We start from the raw sequence: 22,086 nt of genomic DNA, 5'->3' as shown, positions 1-22,086 counted from the left end.
AGGAGTGACACACATGCAGCGTCGTACATTATTAAAAGCTTTTGCTCTCTCCGCCTCTGTTATCAGCATGGGCTTCTCCCTGCAGGTTTATGCCGCCGACACCATTAAAGTCGGCATTATGCACTCGCTTTCCGGGACGATGGCGATTTCTGAAACCCCGCTGAAAGATGTTGCCCTGATGGCTATCGACGACATCAACGCCAAAGGCGGCGTGCTGGGTAAAAAACTGGAACCTGTCGTGGTGGACCCGGCGTCAAACTGGCCGCTGTTCGCCGAAAAAGCGCGGCAGCTGCTGACCCAGGATAAGGTGGCGGCGGTGTTCGGCTGCTGGACCTCCGTATCGCGTAAATCGGTTCTGCCGGTGTTTGAAGAGCTGAACGGTCTGCTCTTCTACCCGGTACAGTACGAAGGCGAAGAGATGTCGCCGAACGTGTTCTACACCGGCGCGGCGCCAAACCAGCAGGCAATTCCGGCGGTGGAATACCTGCTGAGCGAAGACGGCGGCGGGGCGAAACGCTTCTTCCTGCTGGGTACCGACTACGTCTATCCGCGCACCACCAACAAAATTCTCCGCGCTTTCCTGCATGCCAAAGGGATTCAGGATAAAGATATCGAAGAAGTCTATACCCCGTTCGGCTACAGCGACTATCAGACTATCGTCGCCAACATCAAGAAATTTTCCGCCGGCGGCAAAACGGCGGTGGTTTCTACCATCAACGGCGATTCCAACGTCCCGTTCTATAAAGAGCTGGCCAACCAGGGCCTGAAAGCGACAGACGTGCCGGTGGTGGCTTTTTCCGTGGGGGAGGAGGAGCTACGCGGCATTGATACCAAACCGCTGGTGGGCAACCTCGCGGCGTGGAACTACTTTGAATCCGTTGATAACCCAACCAACAAACAGTTTGTCGCCGATTATCGCGCGTACGCCAAAGCCCACAAGCTGCCGAACGCCGATACCGTCGTAACCAATGATCCGATGGAAGCGACGTGGGTTGGCCTGCACATGTGGGCGCAGGCGGTGACCAAAGCGGGCACCACCGATGTGGACAAAGTGCGCGAAGCGATGGCCGGGCAAACCTTTAAGGCGCCGTCAGGCTTTACCCTGACCATGGATGCCACCAACCACCATCTGCATAAACCGGTGATGATCGGCGAAATCGAAAGCAACGGCCAGTTTAACGTGGTCTGGCAGACCGAAGAACCGGTACGCGCCCAGCCGTGGAGCCCGTGGATTGCCGGTAATGACAAAAAGCCGGATCACCCGGTGAAAACCGCCAGCAACTAAGCGCCAGACCCCGGCGCTGCGCCGGGATGATTGACTCAGTCCTCCGGGCCCAAAGCCCGGATTTCCCCGAAAAGGAGAACGACCATGAACGCATTGCGCCTCATGTGTTACTTCGCGCTGCTCATGGTATTGCTACCGTGGCGGGCGCAGGCAGCGGACGCCGACGATTTTGTGGCGGCCAATCGCAGCCAGCAGGCTCAGCTGCTTGAACGGTGGGCCGCCGCGCCCGAAGCCTCGCGTTTACCGCTGCTGCGGGCGCTGAAGAGCGAAACATTACAATCGGACAGCGGCGGTCATGCGTTCAGCAAGCAGGGGGAAACGCTGCTGGCGCTGGGCGCGGTTGCGGCGCCCGAGGGGGCGACAAAACCGGTACGCCTGACCAACCGCCTGCGTAACCTGGCGGCAGGCGCGCTGGCGACGCATTTACTGGTAAGTGACAACGTCACTGAAAGGGCGGCGGCGGTGAAAACCCTTCAGCGCGAAGCGACGCCCGAGATGGCGGGTCTTCTTCAGCAGCGTCTGACGGCGGAAAGCGACGGCGCGGTGAAATCGCAGCTGGAAATTGCGCTGGCCCGTTTACAGCTTGCCAGCCCGCAGCCCGCGCAGAGGCTGGCGGCCATCGCGCTGCTCGGCCACTCCGGCGACCCGGAAACCCAGGCGCTGTTGACGCCGTATACCGATGCGCAACATGAGCCAGACCCGGCGATTCGCGCGGCGGCCCAGGAGAGCCTGAGCAAAATCCAGCATCGCCTGCTGTTGGGCGATCTTCTCGGCCAGGCTTTTATGGGCCTGTCCCTCGGCTCGGTCCTGCTGCTCGCTGCGCTCGGCCTGGCCATCACCTACGGTCTGCTGGGGGTGATCAATATGGCCCACGGTGAGATGCTGATGATTGGCGCCTACAGCTGCTGGCTGGTGCAGCAGGCGCTGGCGCAGCTGGCTCCGCAGTGGCTGGCCTTCTATCCGCTGATTGCGCTGCCGGTGGCATTCCTGATCACCGGCGGTATTGGTATGGCGCTGGAACGCACCGTGATCCGCCATCTCTACGGGCGCCCGCTGGAGACGCTACTCGCCACGTGGGGCATCAGCCTGATGCTCATCCAACTGGTGCGAATGCTGTTCGGCGCGCAGAACGTTGAAGTCGCCAATCCGGCGTGGCTCTCCGGCGGCGTGCAGGTTCTGCCGAATCTCATCCTGCCGTGGAACCGTCTGGCGGTGCTGGCCTTTGTGCTACTGGTGCTGCTCTTCACCTGGCTGACGCTGAACAAGACCCGGCTGGGGATGAACGTGCGGGCGGTGACGCAAAACCGCGCGATGGCGGCCTGCTGCGGCGTGCCGACCGGGCGCGTCGATATGCTGGCGTTTGGCCTCGGCTCGGGGATTGCCGGGCTGGGCGGCGTCGCGCTGTCGCAGCTCGGCAACGTCGGGCCGGAGCTGGGCCAGGGCTATATTATCGACTCCTTCCTCGTGGTGGTGCTCGGCGGCGTTGGGCAGCTAGCCGGCAGCGTGGCGGCGGCGTTCGGTCTTGGCATCTTTAACAAAATCCTTGAACCGCAGATGGGGGCAGTGCTGGGCAAAATCCTGATCCTGGTCTTGATTATCCTGTTTATCCAGAAACGTCCCCAGGGACTGTTCGCCCTCAAAGGGAGGGTTATTGACTGATGAGCCAACCTATTACCTTAACGCTGGCGCGTAAAGCGCCGCGCCCGCTACGCTGGCTCGGCGTCGTGCTGCTGCTGGGGCTGTTGAGTATGCCGTTTCTGGCGCTGCTGCCGGCCACGCATCCGCTGGCGGTCTCCACCTGGCTGCTGACGCTGACCGGCAAGATCCTCTGCTACGCCATTGTCGCCGTGGCGCTGGATTTGGTCTGGGGCTATGCCGGGATGCTCTCGCTCGGCCACGGGATCTTTTTTGCCCTCGGCGGCTACGCCATGGGCATGTACCTGATGCGCCAGGCGGCGGGCGACGGATTACCGGCCTTTATGTCGTTTTTATCGTGGAGCGAACTGCCGTGGTTCTGGTGGGGCACCCAGCATTTCGCCTGGGCCATGCTGCTGGTGGTGCTGGTGCCCGGTCTGCTGGCCCTGGTGTTCGGCTGGTTTGCCTTTCGCTCAAAAATCAAAGGCGTCTATTTTTCGATCATGACCCAGGCGCTGACCTACGCCGGGATGCTGCTGTTTTTCCGTAACGAAACCGGCTTTGGCGGGAACAACGGTTTTACCGGCTTTACCACGCTGCTCGGTTTCTCCGTCACCGCCATCAGCACCCGGGCGACGCTGTTTATGGCGACGGTGTTGCTGCTGCTGCTCACCCTGTGGATTGGCTATCTGCTGGCGCAGAGTAAATTTGGCCGCGTGCTGACGGCGGTGCGGGATGCGGAAAACCGCCTGATGTTCTGCGGTTACGATCCGCGCGGCTTTAAGCTGCTGGTATGGACGCTTTCAGCCGTACTGTGCGGCCTGGCGGGGGCGCTGTACGTGCCGCAGGTCGGGATCATCAACCCCAGCGAAATGTCGCCAACTAACTCTATTGAAGCGGCAATCTGGGTGGCGCTCGGCGGGCGCGGAACCTTAATCGGTCCGGTGCTCGGCGCAGGTCTGGTCAACGGCGCGAAAAGCTACTTTACCGTGGCGATGCCGGAGTACTGGCAGCTCTTTCTCGGGCTGATTTTTATTATCGTGACGCTATTTTTACCGCGTGGGGTCATTGGCCTGCTGCGTAGAGGAGATCGCTGATGCAACCGGATGAGGAGCTCTTCACCCGCCAGCTTCCGACGGACCGTTTTCGCGAGCAGACCGATCCGGTGCTGCAGCTGGAAGAGATTAACGTCAACTTTGACGGTTTTCAGGCGCTGACCAACCTGTCGCTGCAGATTGGCGTCGGCGAGCTACGCTGCGTGATCGGGCCGAACGGCGCCGGGAAAACTACTCTGATGGACGTAATCACCGGTAAAACCCGGCCGCAGAGCGGCAGGGCGCTTTACGATCAGTCGGTGGACTTAACGACCCTCGATCCCATCGCGATCGCTCGCCAGGGCATCGGGCGCAAGTTTCAGAAACCGACGGTTTTTGAGGCGCTGACGGTGGCAGAGAATCTCGAACTGGCAATGAAAGGCGATAAGTCGGTGTGGGCCAGCCTGCGGGCGCGTCTGAACAGCGAGCAGGCTGACCGAATCAGCGAAACCCTGCGCCTGCTGCGGCTGGAGGGCGAACGCTATCGACCGGCGGGCTTGTTGTCGCACGGGCAAAAGCAGTTCCTTGAAATCGGCATGCTGCTGGTGCAGGAGCCGCATCTGCTGCTGCTGGACGAACCCGCCGCCGGGATGACCGATGCGGAGACAGAATATACCGCCGAGCTGTTCCGCACCCTGGCCGGGCAGCATTCGCTGATGGTGGTTGAGCATGATATGGGCTTTGTCGAGACTATCGCCGACCGGGTGACGGTGCTGCATCAGGGGCAGGTGCTGGCGGAAGGATCGCTGCGGGAAGTGAAGGCCAACGAACAGGTGATTGAAGTTTATCTCGGACGCTAAGGAGCGCGGATGCTACAGGTTAATCAACTACACCAATACTATGGCGGCAGCCACATTCTGCGCGGGGTGGATTTTGCCGCCCGCCAGGGCGAGATCACCTGTCTGCTCGGGCGCAACGGGGTGGGGAAAACCACTTTGCTGAAGTGTCTGATGGGGCTGATCCCGGCGCGCAGCGGGGAGGTGCTGTGGCAGGAGAAGAATATCACCCACCGTAAACCGCACCAGCGGGTACAGTCAGGAATCGCCTACGTGCCCCAGGGGCGGGAGATTTTTCCGCGCCTGACGGTCGAGGAGAATCTGCTGATGGGGCTGTCCCGCTTTCCCGCCCGCGACGCGCGCGCGGTGCCGGAAGAGATTTATCAGCTGTTTCCGGTGCTCAAAACCATGAAGCAGCGGCGCGGGGGCGACCTCTCCGGCGGCCAACAGCAGCAGCTGGCGATTGGCCGGGCGCTGGCCAGCCGTCCGCAGCTGTTGATTCTTGATGAACCGACGGAGGGTATTCAGCCGTCGGTGATTAAGGAGATTGGCGAGGTTATTCGCCAGCTGGCGAACCGCGGGGATATGGCGATTCTGCTGGTGGAGCAGTTCTATGATTTCGCCGCTGGTTTAGCGGATCGCTATCTGGTGATGTCGCGCGGCGCGATTATTCAACAGGGCAACGGCGGCGATATGGAAGCCGAAGGGGTCCGCGGGATGGTCACCATTTAACCCTTCCCGGATGGCGGCTGGCGCCTTATCCGGGCTACGGGTCCCCAGCAGTCTGCGGTCCTGTAGCCCGGGCGACGCGCCCTCAGCGGTCTGCAGTCCTGTAGCCCGGGCAAGGCGCGTTAAGCGCCGCCCCCGGGAAAAACGCTCAGAGGGCTATTTGCGCAGCAGCCGCTGCAGACGCGCCTGACGCCAGCTGTTGATCCATTCGCCAAAAACAAACAGGCGCAACCCTTTAACCGCCAGCAGCGTCCCCCAGATGATGGCCACCCATGCGGACCAGTAGCTGTCTGCGTCGGTCAGCCAGTTCAGCAGCGCCAGCAGAACGCACACGACTACGGCTACCGTCAGAGAACGGAAAAAACGGCTCTCACGTTCGACGCGGGCTTTAGCTTCCTCAATGCGCAAATCCAGCGACTCCTCATGACCCTCCGGCGACTCGCCGCTAATCTCGGCGACGTTGACTTCAAACACCGCCGCAAGCGCGCTGAGCGTCTCAAGGCCGGGGCGGTCGCCGTTCTCGATGCGCTGAATGGTGCGCACGCTCAGGCCGGCCAGTTCGGCAAGCTGCTCCTGAGACCAGGCGCGCTGCAAACGTAATTGTTTAACCTGATTGCTGTTGTTCATTGTTTCTATCTCCGGGTGAAAACCTGAGATGGAGTATTATCGAGTGGGCTGTCGGGCACCACGATCGGAACCCGACAGGAACCCGACAGCAACCTGACAGCCGCACGGCGCCTGACCTCAGGCGCTGGCGACCGCGTTGCCGTTCCACGGACGAACGTTCATCCCACGGAAAATCATCAGCCATGCGGCGATAATAGCCAGCATCAATATCGCAAACAGCGACCAGTGCGGTAAATGAGTCAAAATCGTCCCGGTTAACATCGGGTTAAAGGCCGCTCCCAGCCAGCCCAGCGACTGGGCGGAAAAGTAGCTGGCTTTCATGCCCGGCGGCGCAATGTTATCGATCAGCATATATTCACCCGGCGCGTAGATAACCTCCCCGAGGGTAAAAATGGCGGCGGAGACGCCCCACAGCAGCAGGCTATTATCGGAAATGACAAAACCGCCCAGTCCGATCACAAAACAGACCGTCCCAAAGGTCATCAGCGGGCGAATATTGCGAGCGGTCAGGCGACGGCCGACGGCATACTGCAGCGCCACCACCACGGCGGCGTTGACCGGCAGCACCACGGCAACCACTTTTTCGGCAAAGTCGCTATCGGCAACCACCAGCACATACTGGGAAATACAGGAGGCGAACGAACCGCCGACAAAAGAGGCCAGCAGGCCGGAGAGGGTAAACCATAGCAGAGCGCGATCGCGCAGCAGCACCGACGGCGACCACTGGACCGCGTTATCCTGAGCAACCGCGGCGCTGGTGCGCTGAACAAACAGCTGAATAAATACCAGCGGTAGGGCGGCGCAGCCGGCGGCCAGCCAGAACGGCAGGTTAATGCTGTGCATCACCAGCAGGGTGCCGATCGGCGGCCCGACGGTCCAGCCAATATTGAGGAAGGTGTAGTTGAGGGAAAATATTTGTGCTTTCTTCTCCGGCGAGAGTACGTCGGCGAACCACGCTTTCAGCACGGTTGAGAATACGGAGTAGGCGCAGTTAATCAGCGCGAAGAAAAAGACCACCAGCGCGACGCTGTTAACCAGCGGAATCGCGATAAAACCGCCAATAAACGCCAGCACGGCCAGGGTCATATAGCGCTTTTTATCGAACTTATCGGCGAGAATGCCAAAACCCATGCTGAACAGCACCCCAACGATCAGCGCACTCGACAGCGCATAGCCGATTTTATCCACCTCCAGCTGATATTGACGGGTGAGGTAGATCGTCATAAAAGGCAACGTTGCGCCACGGCCAATGGTTAACAGCAACGACGAAGCCAGCAGCGCTGCGGTTGAGCGCCTGAGTGTCGGTATCATTTTTTCCTTGCCTGATGTGATGTTATTTTTGTTGTCACGATCACAAATAGCATGCTAACCGAGGCTTGTATAGTTCCCATCGGTAATGAAAAGCATGCCAGCGCCCTACCGAAAATAATGATCTATGCGGCGGGCGAATTATTCGTTACTTTGATTTTGTTCACAAAAATTCCAATAACAACCGAGGCGGGTATGACGCGTAAAGACGGGCTGCTGGCATTGCTGGTGGTGGTGGTATGGGGGCTGAATTTCGTGGTGATCAAGATGGGGCTGCATAATATGCCGCCGCTGATGCTTGCCGGACTGCGCTTTTTACTGGTGGCTTTCCCGGCGCTGTTCTTCGTCGCGCGGCCAAAAATTCCGCTAACCCTGCTGCTGGGCTACGGCCTGACGATTAGCTTCGGTCAGTTTGCGTTTCTGTTCTGCGCAATTAGTCTCGGCATGCCAGCCGGGCTGGCATCGCTGGTGCTGCAGGCCCAGGCCTTTTTCACCATCATTCTCGGGGCGTTTATTTTCGGCGAACGTTTGCAGGGGAAACAGCTGGCGGGGATCGCGCTGGCGATTTTCGGCGTGCTGGTGCTGGTCGAAGCCAGCCTCGGCGGCCAGCACGTGCCGCTGGTGGGCTTTATGCTAACGCTGGCCGCGGCGCTGAGCTGGGCCTGCGGCAATATCTTCAACAAGAAAATTATGTCGCATGCGAGCCGGCCGCCAATTATGTCTTTGGTGGTATGGAGCGCGCTGATCCCGGTGCTGCCGTTTATGCTGGCGTCGTGGATCCTCGACGGTCCGCAGGTCATGGCGGCAAGTCTGCTGGATATCGACCTGCTGACGATCCTATCGCTGCTGTATCTGGCGTTTATCGCCACGATTGTCGGCTACGGGATCTGGGGAGCGCTGCTCGGCCGCTATGAAACCTGGCGCGTGGCGCCGCTGTCGCTGCTGGTGCCGGTGGTCGGGATGGCCAGCGCCGCCTTATTGCTCGGCGAGACGCTGAATAGCCTGCAGCTGCTGGGGGCGGTACTGATTCTGGCCGGGCTATATATCAACGTGTTTGGCCTGCGGATCGCGCGTCCGGGCGCGGCGCGGGGGTAAAAAAAAGCCCCGGTAACGGGGCTAAAGGGATTTTACAGGCCTTGCTGGTTGTAATACGGTACGCCCAGTTCATCTGATTTATCACTGCCCGAAGCCATGTGATTAAAATCAAAAGGCGAATCATTATGTTCGGAAGGAATAATCATCGCATCCCGGTTGTTGTGACGAACAGGAGTGCTGGTTTGCTCCGCGTAACTTTGGCCTGAGGCCAGCGCCAATAGCACGATGGCGGCGGAAGCGAATAGTTTCATGATTTCCTCAATACGTCTTTTTGCAGGCGGTTAACAACAGTTGTTTAGTGGGAGCAGGTAGCGCGACTCGCCCGGTACGTTGGTAATACGGTACTGGTGCGGCGGAACATCGAAATAGTTTTTGAAAGTTCGCGTCAGCGTTTGCTGCGATTCAAAACCGTAGCGCTCGGCCAGGTATAAGATAGGCTCGTTGCTCTGCTTCAGCTTCTGCGCGATCTCGGTCAGCTTACGGCTGCGGATGTACTGTCCCAGCGAGTGACCGGTCTCTTTCTTAAACATTCTTTGCAGGTGCCACTTGGAGTAACCTGAGCGCTCTGAAACCTTCTCCAGCGACAGGGGCGATTCCAGGTTATCCTCGATCCACGACAAAATACTATGGATAGTGATGGCGTCGTTATTGCGTCTGGACATCATCTTACCTCTTCTTATTACGACAGAACTTTTTTGAGTAAACACTCAAGAGTGGCCACTTCATCCGTCGACAGATTTTTTGTTAGTTCCTGGTGCAATTTCTGACCCACAACCTGATGACATTGCTCACAAAGGGCTGCGCCGTCTGGTGTCAACTGCACCAGCACCCCGCGCTTGTCAGTCGGGTTGGGTAACCGTTCAATCCAGCCTTTACAGACCAGGCGGTCGAGCATGCGCGTCATCGCGCCTGGATCGACCGAAAGCACGGTTTTCAGCTCAACGGGGGTAATACACACTTCGCAACGAATGGAACAGAGCACCCGGAACTGGGTGGAAGTAATATCCATCGGCGAGAGATAGTCGTTGAGCAGGCGATCTTTTTTCTGGTTAACCATCTGGATCAAGCGACCAAGGGGGATCATTTCGTTAAACAGGTCGCTTGTACTTTTCACAATGGTTGCCCAGGCAATGACTTAGTTGCGGGAGATATTATTGCCTAGGCAAATATAAGTCAACCTGATGAATTGCCCGATGCCACGATTTGCTAAAACGAAATGATGTGATGCAGGTCACTCTATTTCGCGTTGTTGTCTTATGATTTGACTGAATGATGAATGCGTACTGCGGAGAACGGGTACAATCTGGCCGCAAACGATATACTCAGCGCGCGTTATTTTTTGCTAATCCAAATATTTACAGGACCTTAATTCTCTATGATGGATCTTTTTAAAGCGATAGGCCTGGGGCTGGTAGTGATTCTACCGCTGGCGAACCCGCTGACTACCGTGGCGCTGTTCCTGGGCCTGGCCGGGAATATGAACAACGCCGAGCGTAACCGTCAGTCGCTGATGGCCTCGGTTTATGTGTTCGCCATCCTGATGGTCGCCTGGTATGCCGGCCAGGTGGTGATGAACACCTTCGGCATATCGATTCCCGGTCTGCGTATTGCCGGCGGCCTGATTGTCGCCTTTATCGGCTTCCGCATGCTGTTTCCGCAGCAAAAAGCCCACGATACGATGGAAGCCAAGCTGAAATCGGAAGAGCTTGAGGATGAACCGACCGCCAATATCGCGTTCGTTCCGCTGGCGATGCCGAGCACCGCCGGGCCAGGGACTATCGCGATGATCATCAGCTCGGCGTCGACGGTAAAGCACGGCGCCAGCTTCCCGGAGTGGGTGGTGCTGGTGGCGCCGCCGATTACTTTTGCTCTGGTCGGGATTATCCTCTGGGGCTGCCTGCGCAGTTCCGGCGCGATTATGCGTCTGGTCGGGAAGGGCGGCATTGAGGCGATTTCGCGCCTGATGGGCTTCCTGCTGGTCTGTATGGGCGTGCAGTTTATTATCAACGGCGTGCTGGAGATTATTTCGACTTATCACGCCTGATGACTTTGCGTCGCCAGAAAAATAAAAAAGCCTGCCGATTTTGCAACCGGCAGGCTTTTTTTACGCCGAACTATCAGGAGTGATGCGGCTGGTGGTCTTCCAGCGACACCGGCCAGCGGCGGAAAATCATCACCGCCCAGATTAACGCGACGACGGCAGGGATCGCGCCGACGTAGCCAATAGAGGCCATCGACAGATGGCTGCTGACCTGGCTGCCGACCAGCGCGCCCGCGCCGATGCCGATATTAAATATCCCCGAGAACAACGACATCGCCACGTCGGTGGCGTCCGGCGCCAGCGCCAGCACTTTCACCTGCATACCGAGCCCGATAATCATGATCGCCACGCCCCAGAAGACGCTCAGCAGCATCAGGTGATTGGCGTTGTGCGAAGCGGGCAGCAGCAGCAGCAAACACGCCAGCAGCAGGCCGATCGCGGCGTTAATCAACCCTGAAGCGTGCAGGTTGCCGAGTTTACCAAACAGGATGCTGCCGACGATCCCCGCGCCGCCCAGGGTCAGCAGCAGCAGAGTGGCGAAGTTGCCGCTCAGCCCGGCCACCGTCTGAACGAACGGTTCAATATAGCTGTAGGCGGTATAGTGTGCGGTCACCACGATGACCGTCAGCAAATAGATGCTCAGCAGCGCAGGGCGGCGGAACAGCACCGGCAGGCTTTTCAGCGATCCTGAGTGTTCGCTCGGTAGCTTAGGCAGCAGCTTGATCAGGCAAACCATGGTGACCAGCGCACCCAGGCCGATGACCAGGAAGGTGGTGCGCCAGCCAAAATACTGCCCGACGATACGGCCGATTGGGATGCCGAAGACCATCGCCAGCGCGGTACCGGTGGCAATCAGGCTCAGCGCCTGCGCCCGTTTACCGGCAGGCGCCATACGAATCGCCAGCGCTGAAGTAATCGACCAGAACACCGCGTGGGCAAAAGCGATACCGATACGGCTGATCACCAGCACGTTAAAGTTCCAGGCCAGGAACGACAGCACGTGGCTGGCGATAAACAGGATAAACAGGCCAACCAGCAGGCGACGGCGCTCCATCTTACTGGTCAGCAGCATAAAGGGCAGCGACATCAGGGCGACAACCCAGGCGTAGATCGTCAGCATGATCCCTACCTGCGCCGTTTCCATGCCAAAGCTGTCGGCGATGTCCGACAGCAGGCCCACGGGCGCAAATTCGGTGGTATTAAAGATAAATGCCGCAATCGCAAGCGTGACTACGCGAAGCCACGCGACCTTGCGTGAAACCGTATTTGTCATCATAAGTTCAGGGCTGGTTACAAAGAGGAAAGAAGTGGGACGATCTTAAAACGATTGCTGCTGAAAATACAATCATTTTGTGATCTGTGTCTCATTTTTGTTGAGGGGAGGTTTTTGCGAGTAACGGATTAATTTTTCTATTAAACGTGTGGATTTCTCGCGTTTATGTCATGTTATCGATAAGTAAAAAAACAGAGGGACAGAACAATGCAGGAAATTAGCTTTTATCTGGTTGATGCCTTCAGCGATCGCAACTTTGGCGGTAACGCGGCGGCGGTTTGCCCGCTCACCGAATGGCTGCCGGACGAAACGCTGCTGAAAATGGCCCAGCAGCATAATCAGTCGGAGACCGCGTTTTTCGTCCGTACGGATGAGGGGTATGAGCTACGTTGGTTTACGACGCTGGACGAAATCAACCTTTGCGGCCACGCGACCCTGGCGGCCTCGCACGTCATTTTTGAATATTTCGACCACCCCTCGTCGACAATCGTGTTTAGCACCCGCTTTGTCGGCGAGCTTCGCGTAACGCGCAGCGGCGACTGGCTGACGCTGGATTTCCCGGCCTGGGCGACGACGGTCGTTGAACAGCCGCCAGCTGAACTTTTGGCGGGGCTCGGGCTGAGCGACGCGGTGGACGTTCGCGTGGCGCGCGATTATCTGGTGATTTTAGCCGACCGCCAGCAGGTGGAGGCTGTGCGTCCGGACATGCCTATGCTCCAGCGCCTCGGCAAAATGATCTGTGTCAGCGCCGCGGATGAAGAGTATGACTTTGTTAGCCGTTTCTTCTGCCCGGACGAGTCGGTGGCGGAAGACCCGGTCACCGGGTCCGCGCACAGCATGCTGATTCCATACTGGGGTGAGAAGCTCGGCAAAACGGAGATGCAGGCGCGGCAGGGGGCGGCCCGCGGCGGCGACCTGCGCTGTCAATGGCGGGGCGATCGGGTCCTGATCGGAGGTCAGGCAACGACCTACCTCATCGGCACCATAACATTACGCTAAGGAGACCCGGTGACTGACGTTCCTGTCTATCTGGTGGCGGCTTTCAGCGAGCAGCCTTTTGCCGGTAATCCGGCGGCGGTATGTCTGCTCAGGGAGTGGCTGCCGGATGAGCTGCTGCTCAAAATGGCCCAACAGCACAACCAGTCGGAAACCGCGTTTGTGGTCCCTGAGAGCGATGGTTTTGCGCTGCGCTGGTTTACCACCCGTAACGAGGTCAATCTCTGCGGCCACGCCACGCTTGCCAGCGCGCACGTGATTTTTCATCACCTGGATTTTCCGGATGCGGTGATTCACTTCGCGACCGCTTCCGGTCGGCTGACCGTAAGCCGTGAAGGCGACTGGCTGACCCTGGATTTTCCTGCGGGTGAAAGCGAAGAGCGAGAACCGCCTGCGGTGATGCTCTCCGCGCTGGGGATCGACAGCTACCTCCACGCCCGCAAGGGGCGCGCGTGGATTATCGAACTCGCCTCTCGTGACCAGGTCGAAGCCCTGCGGCCCAATATTGCGGCGATGACGCCTGGCGAACATAAAGTGACCGTGACTGCGGCAGGCAGCGGCGAATATGACTTCGTCAGTCGCTTTTTCTCCCCCGGCGAAGCGGTGTGGGAAGATCCGGTAACCGGTTCGGCGCATACCATGCTGATCCCTTACTGGAGCGCGAAGCTGGGCAAAACCCAGCTGCTGTCGCGTCAGGTTTCCGCGCGCGGCGGCGATATTCGCTGCCAGCTGAAGGGAGAAAGAGTCTTGATGAGCGGCCAGGCGGTGACCTATTTAAACGGCGTCATCACGCTGCGCTAACCAGGCCGTAATAATAAGACGGGATCGGCGACAGGCCAGCCGATCCCGAGCCTGAGTGGGTGACCAGGCGGAAGTATCCTGCGTACGCGACGAAAAGCCAGCGCCGCGAGCGGGTAAAACGACGATGGGGCTTATCCGTTAATTACATTGGGAATATAACGATCGCGCCGACGCACAATGCCAGAATACGAATTAAGTACATCGGTACCGAGAATAGCCAGAATTCCGGCAGTTTATATTTACCCATTCCCAGAATCATTGCCGGCATGCCGTCAATTGGCATATAGCCGCCGTTCCAGCCTGAAATCACTACGGCAATAGCGGCCGCGGTTGGGTTAAGGCCGAGGCTGGTGCAGGCGGCGATCGCAATCGGCGCGAAGATATAGACCGAACCCATGTTCGAGCCGGTAAAGGTGGCGCAGGTACTGGTCAGCAGCGCAAAGATAAAAATAAACACGAACGGCGAGACGCTGGAGCCGAGCACGCCCGCAACCGCATCGCCCACCATTGCCGTAAACCCGGTGCCCGCCAGCGCGTCGGCGACGCCGATAACCCCGGCCATCATCAGGATAACCGGCGCGCCCATATGATCGCGCACCTCTTTGAAGTCGACGACATTAATCATCATGACGAACGCGGCGGCAAGACCCGGTACCACATAGGCGATATTGCCTAACTGATTCATCAGCATCATGCCGACCACGCTTACGGCAAACGCCCCGACGGTGCAGTACTCTTTCCACGCGGGCAGAGTGACGGTTTCCTCTTCGCGTACCGCCATTGCTTCCTCGGAGGCGTCGGCGATCGGGTGATCGGGTAAAAAGCGATACGAAATCAGGCACCAGGCCAAAAACGCCAGCGACATCACCAGATTGACCAGCGCAAATTTCACCATCGAAATTTCTTCGTTGAAACCGGCGGTTTGCAGCACCGTTGCGGTGACGCCGAACAGCAGCGCAACGTTAACCGGCAACAGCGGATGGTTGGTGGCGAATCCCAGCGGCATCATCAGCTTTGAGGTCGGCAGCTTCTTGCTGTAGGGAATGGTCGAAACCAGCGACAGAATCAGCACGTAGTAGCCGGTTGAACCGGTACCCGCCAGGCTGGCGCCGAGCATCACAATCAACAGCAGCAAAGCATAGCTTTTGTAGCTGCCTCTGTTCACCAGACTCACCATCGCGGACTTGACGTTGCCTATCAGCCGCGTTTTCTGCAGCGCCGCCATCACCACCATAAACCCGGCGATCATGATGACGCTGGAGTTGACAAACCCGGCGAAAGCCTGTTGAACGTTGGCGAGCCCTGTCACAACCAATAGCAGACAGGCGAGCAGCGGCGGTGCGCCAAAGGCCATTTTGTCTGACATAATAAGAACTATCATTAGCACCAGAATGCCCAGCGCCAGAATCATTTCCATTGTCATTGTTATTGCTCCTTCTTATTTACCCTTCCAGCATGTCGCCCGGCACTTTAAATACGGCTTTGCGTACCGTTGCCGGCGCGTCTACCGCGCAAAGCGCCTGGTGGGGTTCGCCGGGCAGAAATATCGCAAAATCACCGGCATGCAGGGTGATGGCCACCGGCAGTCGGCAATCGCGGGCGATAAACAGATCCGGTTTGCGCTCTTCATCGTCATCCTGCGCGACGCAGAGCATACCGGCGTTAATCACCTCGCAGCCCGCCAGCATCACCTGAATATCGGCCCACTGCTGGTGATATTCGGCGTGGCGCTGGGCGGTCGGCTGGGTATGCGCTTCGCCAATATTGCAAAACCAGCGGCAGCCCTCCGGCTGCCAGCGCCCGTCCTGCCTGGCGCTCAGCGCCTGCAGCGTGGCCTGCGGAAGGGCGAGAATTTGCCGCAGCGCTGGGGGAAGCCCTGCCAGCGGCAGAGCGTTAAGGTTGCCGACGATCATCGCGCGGACTCCTTCACCCATTCGGGCGTGATATGCACGTATTTAATCGCCTGACGGAACCAGGTGTAGGCAATGTGCAGCGTGCCGTCCGCCCCTTGTTTGATGCTCGGATAGGAGAATTCGCGGTTGCGCTTATCCAGCGAGTTGTTGGTCATGCAGTAGCCATCGCCTTCGTCGAGATTGCGCTGCCACGGCCAGGTTTTGCCGCCATCCGCAGAGATGGCTACGGTCATCGGCGCGCGCGGCGCGCCCCAGAACGCCGAGCGGCCGCTGGTGACTTCCGGCTCTTTACGGCTGTTATCGCCATCGTCGATTTCATCATAAAGCGACGCGCGGCGTTCCAGCGCGCCGGCGGCGCTCATGTGGTTAAATACCAGCGCCAGTTCGCCGCTGACGAGGGTGGTGACCTGAATGGATGAGTTGTTATTGGGCAGCTCGGTCGGTTCCGGCACTGACCAGCTTTCGCCGTTATCTACGGACTGGCTGTAGTAGATGTTGTCGGCCCAGCGGCTGCGGAACAGCGCGACCAGCGTGCCGCCTGGCAGGGCGGTGATATTCATATGCACGCAGCCGAGGCTTTGCGGTACTTCAACGTCGCGCCAGGTTTTGCCCTTATCGGCGGAGATTTTGACGGCGCTGATATCGTCGTTGCCGACCCACTTTTCGCCCGGCTGCGTGCGGCAGTAGAAGACCGGCAGCAGCCAGTTGCCGTTGTCCAGAACGGTCACCGGTTGGCGAATAAAGGTACCCGGTTTATCGAGCAGGGTAGCAATGTCGCCCCAGCTCTGGCCCAGATCCGTTGACTGGCGATAGCGCACGATGGCGGTATCCTGGTTGCCGGAGATCTGCGCGGTCCACAGCAGCCACAGCACATTATCCGGCGCCAGAAACAGCACCGGGTTTTGCTCGGAGCGGCTGGCGTCGTTGGACAATTTGACCGCCTCGCTCCACTGGCGACTCCCGGGCAGCAGGCGCGATCCCCAAACGGAGATATCGGCCACGCCTTCCTGGGTACCGCCGAACCACACGCACATCAGCGAGCCGTCCGGCAGCGGCAGCAGGTTCGCCGCGTGATTTTGCGGACAAGATGAGGGGAGCATGGCGGTTTCCACGCGCTCATCCCGCGGGTGCTGAGATATAATTCCGTCACGAACTGCGGTTACAGACATATTCACTCTCCGTTATTTCAGTAGGGTTCTATTTATTGATCGGTAATGAGGCGTAAGCGTCTTGCTGTTGTGAAACTTTAATGATTTTTCTGCTGCGAATAATATTGAGCGTTTCTACCGCCAGCGAAAAGAAAATGGCAAAATAGAGATAACCTTTCGCAATATGTATTTCCAGGCTGTCGGCCACCAGTAATAACCCGACTAATAGCAGGAAAGTTAAAGCGAGCATTTTCATCGTTGGCGTGTTATTGACAAAATCGCCGATGGTTTTTGCCGCGAACATCATAATGCCAACAGCGATAATGACTGCCGTAATCATAATGAAAATATGTTGCGACAAACCGACTGCGGTAATAACAGAATCAAGGCTGAAGACGATATCCAGCAACATAATCTGGATGATGGCTCCGGCCAGCGAAAGCTGACGCTGGCCGCCGCCGTGCGACTCTTCTGCCAGCTGGAGTTCACCGCGTATCTCCTGCAGTGACTTGTAAATAAGGAAACAACCACCGACAAATAAAATGATGGTGCGCACCGATACGACAAAATGCGCAATAGTAAACAGCGGCAACGTTATATGCGCCAGCCAGGCAATAGATACCAGCAATAGCACGCGCATAACCATGGCGCCGCTTAATCCCAACTTACGTGCAACATTTTGCTGATGCGGCGGGAGCTTGGCCACCACCAGCGAGAGAAAGATAATATTATCGACCCCGAGAATAATCTCCAGAAAGGTGAGCGTTACCAGCGTCAACCATATTTCAGGATCAAGCATCCATATAAACATTGAAACATCCCTTACGCTACGTAAGACGTTATATACAAAACATTAAATATTGCCGGCACTGATTTTTGTTTAAACCAGCGCCGGGAATTTAATTAAATATTTCCGCTATCTTCAGGAAATATATTTGGCAATAATATGATTAATTTCCTCGCACTGCGCCGAGGTGAAGCTCACCGCATAGCGGCTGTCGCCAACATCGTGGCCCATTAGCTGCATCGCCTTTTTTACCGCCGCCGGCGAGAACGCAACTTTATAAAGATCGGTGCGCAGGCCGGTGACGCTCTCCTGAGCCTGGCGGGAGCCCTCAACATTGCCCGCTTTAAAATTTGCCCAGATGGCGTTGATCTCTTTTGGCGCGACGTTGGCCAGCCCGGAAATACAGGCGGAGCAGCCATCAACAAAACCCTGGTGTATCAGCGAATCAGGGCCGTTCAGCACGTCAAAATCGGCGATATCCCGGACCGCATCGAGGAAACCCTTCAGGCTTTCGTAGCTGCCGGCGCTGTCTTTGACGCCGATAATGTTCGGATGCTGCGCCAGCGCACGCGCGGTTTGCGGTTCAATGGTGTTGCCGGTACGCGCCGGGATGTTGTAGAGAAATACTGGTACGCTCAGGGCGTCAGCAATGGCGGTATAGTGGGCGATCAGCTCATCCTGTTTTAGCGGCACAAACCAGGGGGTGATGACCGAGACCGCGTCAACGCCCAGTTGTTCGATCTGTTTACCCAGGCGGATCGTTTCGCGAGTCGACACTTCACCGATATGCGCCACCACCGGCGCGCGACCGGCGACTTCTTCCACGCAGGCTTTAGCGACAGCGACTTTTTCCGCTTCATTGAGCACAAAAAACTCGCCGTTGGTCCCGCCGCAGAAAATACCGTTGCCCGCGGCGAGCTGGCGCTGCACCTGCTGCTTCAGCGCCGGAATATTTACGGCTCCCTCGGCGGTAAAAGGCGTGACGATGGCGGTCAGAACGCCGGTAATTGAATTGCTCATTTCATCTCTTCCCTGGTGTTATTGTGCTGGGAACAGGGTGCGGTAAACCGCCTCAACCTGCTCCTGGTTAACGCTGCATGGCGCATTATTCAGTAAACGTTTGACGTTCAGCGCCGCTTCGCTCAGTTCGCCGATACTCTCCTGCGGCACGCCCAGCGCGGCGAGGTTGTCGGGCAGCTGCAGGCGTTTCACCAGCGCGGCCAGCCAGGCGACCAGCGCATGAGATTTTTGTTCTTCGCTAAGCGTCAGATCGGCGTCAGGGATCAAATCCCATACTTGCGCGAATTTCGCCACCGCGTGCGGGCGCACCACCTTCATACAAGGCGCCAGCAGGATGGCGTTAGCCACGCCGTGCGGCAGGTGATATTTGCCGCCTAACGGATAGGAAAGGGCATGAACCAGATGAGTGCCCGCATGGTTAATGGCCACTCCGCCATAATAAGAGGCCCACAGCATCTCCAGCTTCGCCGCCAGATTGTGCGGCTCGCTCACCGACAGCTCGATGTTGCGCACCAGCTTGCGCAGGCCAATCAGCGCCGCGTTATCGCTAACCGGATTGGCAACGGTCGAAGTAAAGCACTCAATCAGGTGGCACAGCGCGTCGATGCCGGTAGAGGAGGCGATGTGCGCGGGCATGCTGGTGGTCAATTCCGGCAGCAGGGCAACGTAGTCCGGCAGCAGAACCGGGGAGATAATCCCCACCTTCGTATTCTGTTCCGGGATCGCCAGGATCGCGTTCGGCGTGGCTTCGGAACCGGTGCCGGCGGTGGCGGGAATTAATAACGAGGTCACCTTTTGCTGCGGCTTTTCGCCGGCCAGCAGCGCATCCAGCCCCGGCGAGCGGGGATGCAGCAGAACGGAGAGCAGCTTGGTCACATCCAGAACGCTACCGCCGCCGATCCCGACAATAAGCTCCGCTTGGTTAGCGCTGACGAGGCGCAGAATTTGCGCCATATCATGCTGGCTCGGCTCAGCCGGTACGGAATCCATCACCTGCAGCTGACGCCCCTCATCTTCCAGAAGCGCGCGGATCTGCTGCGCGGCATCGAGTTTGCCCACGTTGGCGTCGGTGACCAGCAAAATGCGCCTTTTGCCCGCTAGCAGCGGCAGCAGGGCGGTAAAGGCGCCCGCGCCGCTAATCAGAGTGCTGTTAATGGTTGCCACTTTTTTCTCCTCTGTAATGAATGATTAAATTTAATCATCTTTTCTGCGTGCCACTCACATTGTGGGATGAAGTTATAATTTATAGCGAGATTTAATAACTTGAGCTTGCTCACATTTAATCAATTGTGATTGAATATAATCATTATCAATGTCGAACAGCTTGAAAAGGGAAAACGATGGGCAGCGGCGATAACAAGGTGCTGGTTCTGGCTGATGACTTTACCGGCGCAAATGACGCGGGAGTCAGCCTGGCGGAGACGGGGATGCGGGCGGAAGTGGCGTTTACCGCCAGCTATCAGGGGGAGGCGCAGGCGCTGATCCTCAATAGCGACAGCCGCGCGCAGCCCGCCGCAGAGGCGGCACGGCGCATCACGCATCTTTTACAGGCGGTGTTGCCGCGTTTTCAGCCGCGCTGGACGGTGAAAAAAATCGACTCCACGCTGCGTGGCAATCTCGGCGCCGAGCTGGAAGCAACGATGCGCGCGCTGAACTGCGCCGTAGCGGTTCTGGCGCCCGCCTTTCCGGCAGCAGGCCGGGTGACGCGCCGGGGCCTGTGCTATGTGCACGGCGTGCCGGTGAATGAAACCGAGTTCGCGACCGACCCGAAAACGCCGGTCAGCAGCGCGGATATCGCCGTCGTGGTCGCTCAACAAAGCGATGTGCTGTGCCACGGGACAACGGTCGCCGGGCTGGCGGCAGAGCTGGAACAAACGGTTGAGACGCCGCGGGTGCTGATCGTGGATGCCGAAGAAAACCAGCAGCTGGACGCCATTATCGCCACGGTCGCTGTGTGCGAGCAGCGGGTGCTGCTGGTGGGGGCTGCGGGGCTATGTGACGCCCTGGCGCGTCGGCTGGCCGCCGTACCGCGCGGACCGCTGCTGGCGATTGTCGGTTCAATGAGCGAGATTGCGCAACAGCAGGTCGCCCGGCTTGAGGCGCATTCGCGCGTTGTTCGCGTAGAAATTGATGTCGCGAGGGCGTTTGGCGGCGATGCCAACGCTGACGCCCGATGCATCGCCGCGGTATTGAGTGAAAATAATCATTGCGTCGTCACCACGCGTCCCGATAGCGAGGCGCGAAAGGGTATTGAAGCCCTGTGCCGGCAGCACGGGGTCGATCGAACCGCGCTTGGCGAGCGGATCTGCGCGTATCTGGCGCGCGTGAGCGAGCTGGCCATCGCGCAAAGCCAGCCGGGGGCGCTCTATTTATCCGGCGGCGACGTGGCTATCGCCGTGGCGCAGGCGCTGGGCGCCAGCGGATTTCATATTACAGGCCGGGTGGCGCAATGCGTGCCGTACGGCAATTTTCTGGGTAGTAGCTGGCAGCGGCCGGTAATGACCAAGGCAGGCGGATTCGGAACGGAAACCACCCTGCTGGAGGTCGTGAACTTTATTGAGGAGAAAATGAGTGACTAACATCATAGCGGTAACGATGGGAGATCCGGCAGGCATTGGCCCGGAAATTATTATTAAATCGCTGGTTGAGGGGAAACTCAACGGCGCGCCGGTAGTCGTGGTGGGCTGCGCGCAGACGCTGCGGCGGATCCTGGCGCTGGGGATCACCCCGCGCGCCGAACTGCGAATCATTGAGAACCCGGGGCAGGCGCAGTTCAGCGCGGGCACGATTAACGTGATCGACGAACCGCTGGCCGATCCGCAGGGGCTGCGCCCGGGCGAAGTACAGGCACAGGCGGGGGATTTAGCATACCGCTGCATCAAGCGGGCGACCGACCTGGCGATGGCCGGAGAGGTGTTCGCGCTCGCCACCGCGCCGTTAAATAAAGAAGCGCTGCATCTGGCCGGGCACAACTTCCCGGGGCATACCGAAATGCTCGCCCATCTGACGCAGACCAAAGATTTCGCGATGGTGCTGTATACCGATAAGCTCAAGGTTATCCATATCTCCACCCACGTGGCGCTGCGTAACTTCCTCGATAACCTGAACCAGCCGCGGGTGGAGACGGTGATTGGTATTGCCGATAGCTTCCTGCGCCGTGTGGGTTATAGCCAGCCGCGTATTGCCGTCGCCGGGGTTAATCCTCACGCCGGTGAAAACGGCCTGTTTGGCGATGAAGAGATCCGTATCGTCGGGCCGGCGGTAGAAGCGATGAAAGCCAAAGGTCTTAACGTCACCGGACCGTGCCCGCCGGATACGGTGTTTATGCAGTGCCACGAAGGCCTGTTTGATATGGTCGTGGCGATGTATCACGATCAGGGACATATTCCGCTAAAATTGCTTGGGTTTTATGATGGGGTGAATATTACCGCCGGACTGCCGTTTATTCGCACTTCCGCCGACCACGGCACGGCGTTTGATATTGCCTGGACAGGTAAAGCTAAGTCTGACAGCATGACTACCTCTATTGAGCTCGCCATGCAAATCGCACAGGAATAA

The 22,086-nt window shown here is 58.2% G+C and carries 23 protein-coding genes; 11 read left to right on the top strand and 12 right to left on the bottom strand.

The annotated features are described in order from the left end of the window. Positions 1 to 13: 13 nt before the first annotated feature. The 5 genes from urtA (at position 14) to urtE (ending at position 5,522) form a co-directional block, all read left to right on the top strand. Positions 14 to 1,285, top strand: coding sequence for an urea ABC transporter substrate-binding protein (gene urtA / locus KOSB73_RS17175; RefSeq protein ID WP_004136305.1), 1,272 nt, complete (start codon positions 14 to 16; stop codon positions 1,283 to 1,285). Positions 1,286 to 1,369: 84 nt separating this feature from the next. Further along, positions 1,370 to 2,944 carry an urea ABC transporter permease subunit UrtB gene (urtB, locus tag KOSB73_RS17170; protein WP_004136307.1) on the top strand — a complete coding sequence of 525 codons (1,575 nt, stop codon included), beginning with the start codon at positions 1,370 to 1,372 and terminating at the stop codon, positions 2,942 to 2,944. Then, a complete protein-coding gene (gene urtC / locus KOSB73_RS17165; protein WP_024358055.1) occupies positions 2,944 to 4,017 on the top strand; it encodes an urea ABC transporter permease subunit UrtC in 1,074 nt (357 codons plus the stop codon). Before urtB ends, urtC begins: the two co-directional genes overlap by 1 nt. Continuing rightward, positions 4,017 to 4,814: an urea ABC transporter ATP-binding protein UrtD gene (urtD, locus tag KOSB73_RS17160; protein ID WP_004136315.1), complete on the top strand. Its 798-nt coding sequence runs from the start codon at positions 4,017 to 4,019 to the stop codon at positions 4,812 to 4,814. The genes urtC and urtD overlap by 1 nt, the downstream gene beginning before the upstream one ends. A gap of 9 nt (positions 4,815 to 4,823) precedes the next feature. Beyond that, positions 4,824 to 5,522, top strand: coding sequence for an urea ABC transporter ATP-binding subunit UrtE (gene urtE / locus KOSB73_RS17155; protein WP_014229495.1), 699 nt, complete (start codon positions 4,824 to 4,826; stop codon positions 5,520 to 5,522). Positions 5,523 to 5,675: 153 nt separating this feature from the next. Here the strand turns inward: urtE and KOSB73_RS17150 are convergent, their stop codons facing one another. Further along, a complete protein-coding gene (locus KOSB73_RS17150) occupies positions 5,676 to 6,146 on the bottom strand; it encodes a helix-turn-helix domain-containing protein (protein WP_049103191.1) in 471 nt (156 codons plus the stop codon). 117 nt (positions 6,147 to 6,263) lie between these two features. After that, a complete protein-coding gene (gene ydeE, locus KOSB73_RS17145) occupies positions 6,264 to 7,457 on the bottom strand; it encodes an efflux MFS transporter YdeE (RefSeq protein ID WP_024358058.1) in 1,194 nt (397 codons plus the stop codon). A gap of 192 nt (positions 7,458 to 7,649) precedes the next feature. Between ydeE and eamA the strand changes: the two genes are divergently transcribed. Further along, the gene (gene eamA, locus KOSB73_RS17140; protein WP_024358059.1) at positions 7,650 to 8,549 is read left to right on the top strand and encodes an O-acetylserine/cysteine exporter; all 900 of its coding nucleotides are present in this window, start codon (positions 7,650 to 7,652) and stop codon (positions 8,547 to 8,549) included. Positions 8,550 to 8,581: 32 nt separating this feature from the next. Here eamA and marB read toward each other — a convergent pair whose 3' ends face one another. The 3 genes from marB to marR are packed head-to-tail and all read right to left on the bottom strand — an operon-like array spanning position 8,582 to position 9,663. Continuing rightward, on the bottom strand, positions 8,582 to 8,800 hold the full coding sequence (gene marB, locus KOSB73_RS17135) for a multiple antibiotic resistance protein MarB (protein WP_004119836.1): 219 nt from the start codon (positions 8,798 to 8,800) through the stop codon (positions 8,582 to 8,584). A 30-nt stretch (positions 8,801 to 8,830) separates the two neighbouring features. Continuing rightward, positions 8,831 to 9,211 carry an MDR efflux pump AcrAB transcriptional activator MarA gene (gene marA / locus KOSB73_RS17130; protein WP_004102351.1) on the bottom strand — a complete coding sequence of 127 codons (381 nt, stop codon included), beginning with the start codon at positions 9,209 to 9,211 and terminating at the stop codon, positions 8,831 to 8,833. Between the two features lie 17 nt (positions 9,212 to 9,228). Then, a complete protein-coding gene (gene marR, locus KOSB73_RS17125) occupies positions 9,229 to 9,663 on the bottom strand; it encodes a multiple antibiotic resistance transcriptional regulator MarR (RefSeq protein ID WP_004102349.1) in 435 nt (144 codons plus the stop codon). Between the two features lie 261 nt (positions 9,664 to 9,924). On the opposite strand from marR, the gene KOSB73_RS17120 reads away from it, so the two are divergent. After that, complete coding sequence (locus KOSB73_RS17120) at positions 9,925 to 10,593, top strand: MarC family NAAT transporter (protein ID WP_098140733.1); 669 nt, start codon at positions 9,925 to 9,927, stop codon at positions 10,591 to 10,593. A 73-nt stretch (positions 10,594 to 10,666) separates the two neighbouring features. Here the strand turns inward: KOSB73_RS17120 and KOSB73_RS17115 are convergent, their stop codons facing one another. After that, on the bottom strand, positions 10,667 to 11,866 hold the full coding sequence (locus KOSB73_RS17115; protein WP_024358060.1) for a sugar transporter: 1,200 nt from the start codon (positions 11,864 to 11,866) through the stop codon (positions 10,667 to 10,669). Between the two features lie 204 nt (positions 11,867 to 12,070). Here KOSB73_RS17115 and KOSB73_RS17110 point away from each other — a divergent pair, with 204 nt between their 5' ends. Together KOSB73_RS17110 and KOSB73_RS17105 are read left to right on the top strand one after the other, a co-directional pair. After that, positions 12,071 to 12,862, top strand: a complete 792-nt coding sequence (locus KOSB73_RS17110; protein ID WP_098140732.1) for a PhzF family phenazine biosynthesis protein — start codon at positions 12,071 to 12,073, stop codon at positions 12,860 to 12,862. Between the two features lie 9 nt (positions 12,863 to 12,871). After that, positions 12,872 to 13,660: a PhzF family phenazine biosynthesis protein gene (locus tag KOSB73_RS17105; protein WP_098140731.1), complete on the top strand. Its 789-nt coding sequence runs from the start codon at positions 12,872 to 12,874 to the stop codon at positions 13,658 to 13,660. A 142-nt stretch (positions 13,661 to 13,802) separates the two neighbouring features. Here KOSB73_RS17105 and KOSB73_RS17100 read toward each other — a convergent pair whose 3' ends face one another. From KOSB73_RS17100 to KOSB73_RS17075, 6 genes are all read right to left on the bottom strand, one after another. Next, on the bottom strand, positions 13,803 to 15,083 hold the full coding sequence (locus tag KOSB73_RS17100) for an SLC13 family permease (RefSeq protein ID WP_004132757.1): 1,281 nt from the start codon (positions 15,081 to 15,083) through the stop codon (positions 13,803 to 13,805). Positions 15,084 to 15,102: 19 nt separating this feature from the next. Continuing rightward, positions 15,103 to 15,573: a NanQ anomerase/TabA/YiaL family protein gene (locus tag KOSB73_RS17095; protein ID WP_098140730.1), complete on the bottom strand. Its 471-nt coding sequence runs from the start codon at positions 15,571 to 15,573 to the stop codon at positions 15,103 to 15,105. Beyond that, a complete protein-coding gene (locus KOSB73_RS17090) occupies positions 15,570 to 16,742 on the bottom strand; it encodes a sialidase family protein (protein ID WP_098140729.1) in 1,173 nt (390 codons plus the stop codon). The genes KOSB73_RS17095 and KOSB73_RS17090 overlap by 4 nt, the downstream gene beginning before the upstream one ends. A 28-nt stretch (positions 16,743 to 16,770) precedes the next feature. Continuing rightward, positions 16,771 to 17,532 (bottom strand): TerC family protein, encoded by a 762-nt coding sequence (locus KOSB73_RS17085; RefSeq protein WP_004132752.1) that lies wholly within the window; start codon positions 17,530 to 17,532, stop codon positions 16,771 to 16,773. Positions 17,533 to 17,643: 111 nt separating this feature from the next. Further along, a complete protein-coding gene (locus KOSB73_RS17080; RefSeq protein WP_049089027.1) occupies positions 17,644 to 18,528 on the bottom strand; it encodes a dihydrodipicolinate synthase family protein in 885 nt (294 codons plus the stop codon). 18 nt (positions 18,529 to 18,546) lie between these two features. After that, entirely contained in the window at positions 18,547 to 19,692 is a 1,146-nt protein-coding gene (locus KOSB73_RS17075; RefSeq protein WP_004132747.1) for an iron-containing alcohol dehydrogenase, read from the bottom strand. A gap of 176 nt (positions 19,693 to 19,868) precedes the next feature. Here KOSB73_RS17075 and dtnK point away from each other — a divergent pair, with 176 nt between their 5' ends. Together dtnK and KOSB73_RS17065 are read left to right on the top strand one after the other, a co-directional pair. Beyond that, positions 19,869 to 21,107, top strand: a complete 1,239-nt coding sequence (gene dtnK / locus KOSB73_RS17070; RefSeq protein WP_049085181.1) for a D-threonate kinase — start codon at positions 19,869 to 19,871, stop codon at positions 21,105 to 21,107. After that, positions 21,100 to 22,086: a D-threonate 4-phosphate dehydrogenase gene (locus KOSB73_RS17065; RefSeq protein WP_024358065.1), complete on the top strand. Its 987-nt coding sequence runs from the start codon at positions 21,100 to 21,102 to the stop codon at positions 22,084 to 22,086. The genes dtnK and KOSB73_RS17065 overlap by 8 nt, the downstream gene beginning before the upstream one ends.

Origin of the sequence: Klebsiella grimontii (assembly GCF_900200035.1) — a bacterium.
Lineage (GTDB): Bacteria > Pseudomonadota > Gammaproteobacteria > Enterobacterales > Enterobacteriaceae > Klebsiella > Klebsiella grimontii.
Note: the sequence above shows the minus strand (reverse complement) of the source record. Positions and strands in the feature narration are given on the sequence as shown.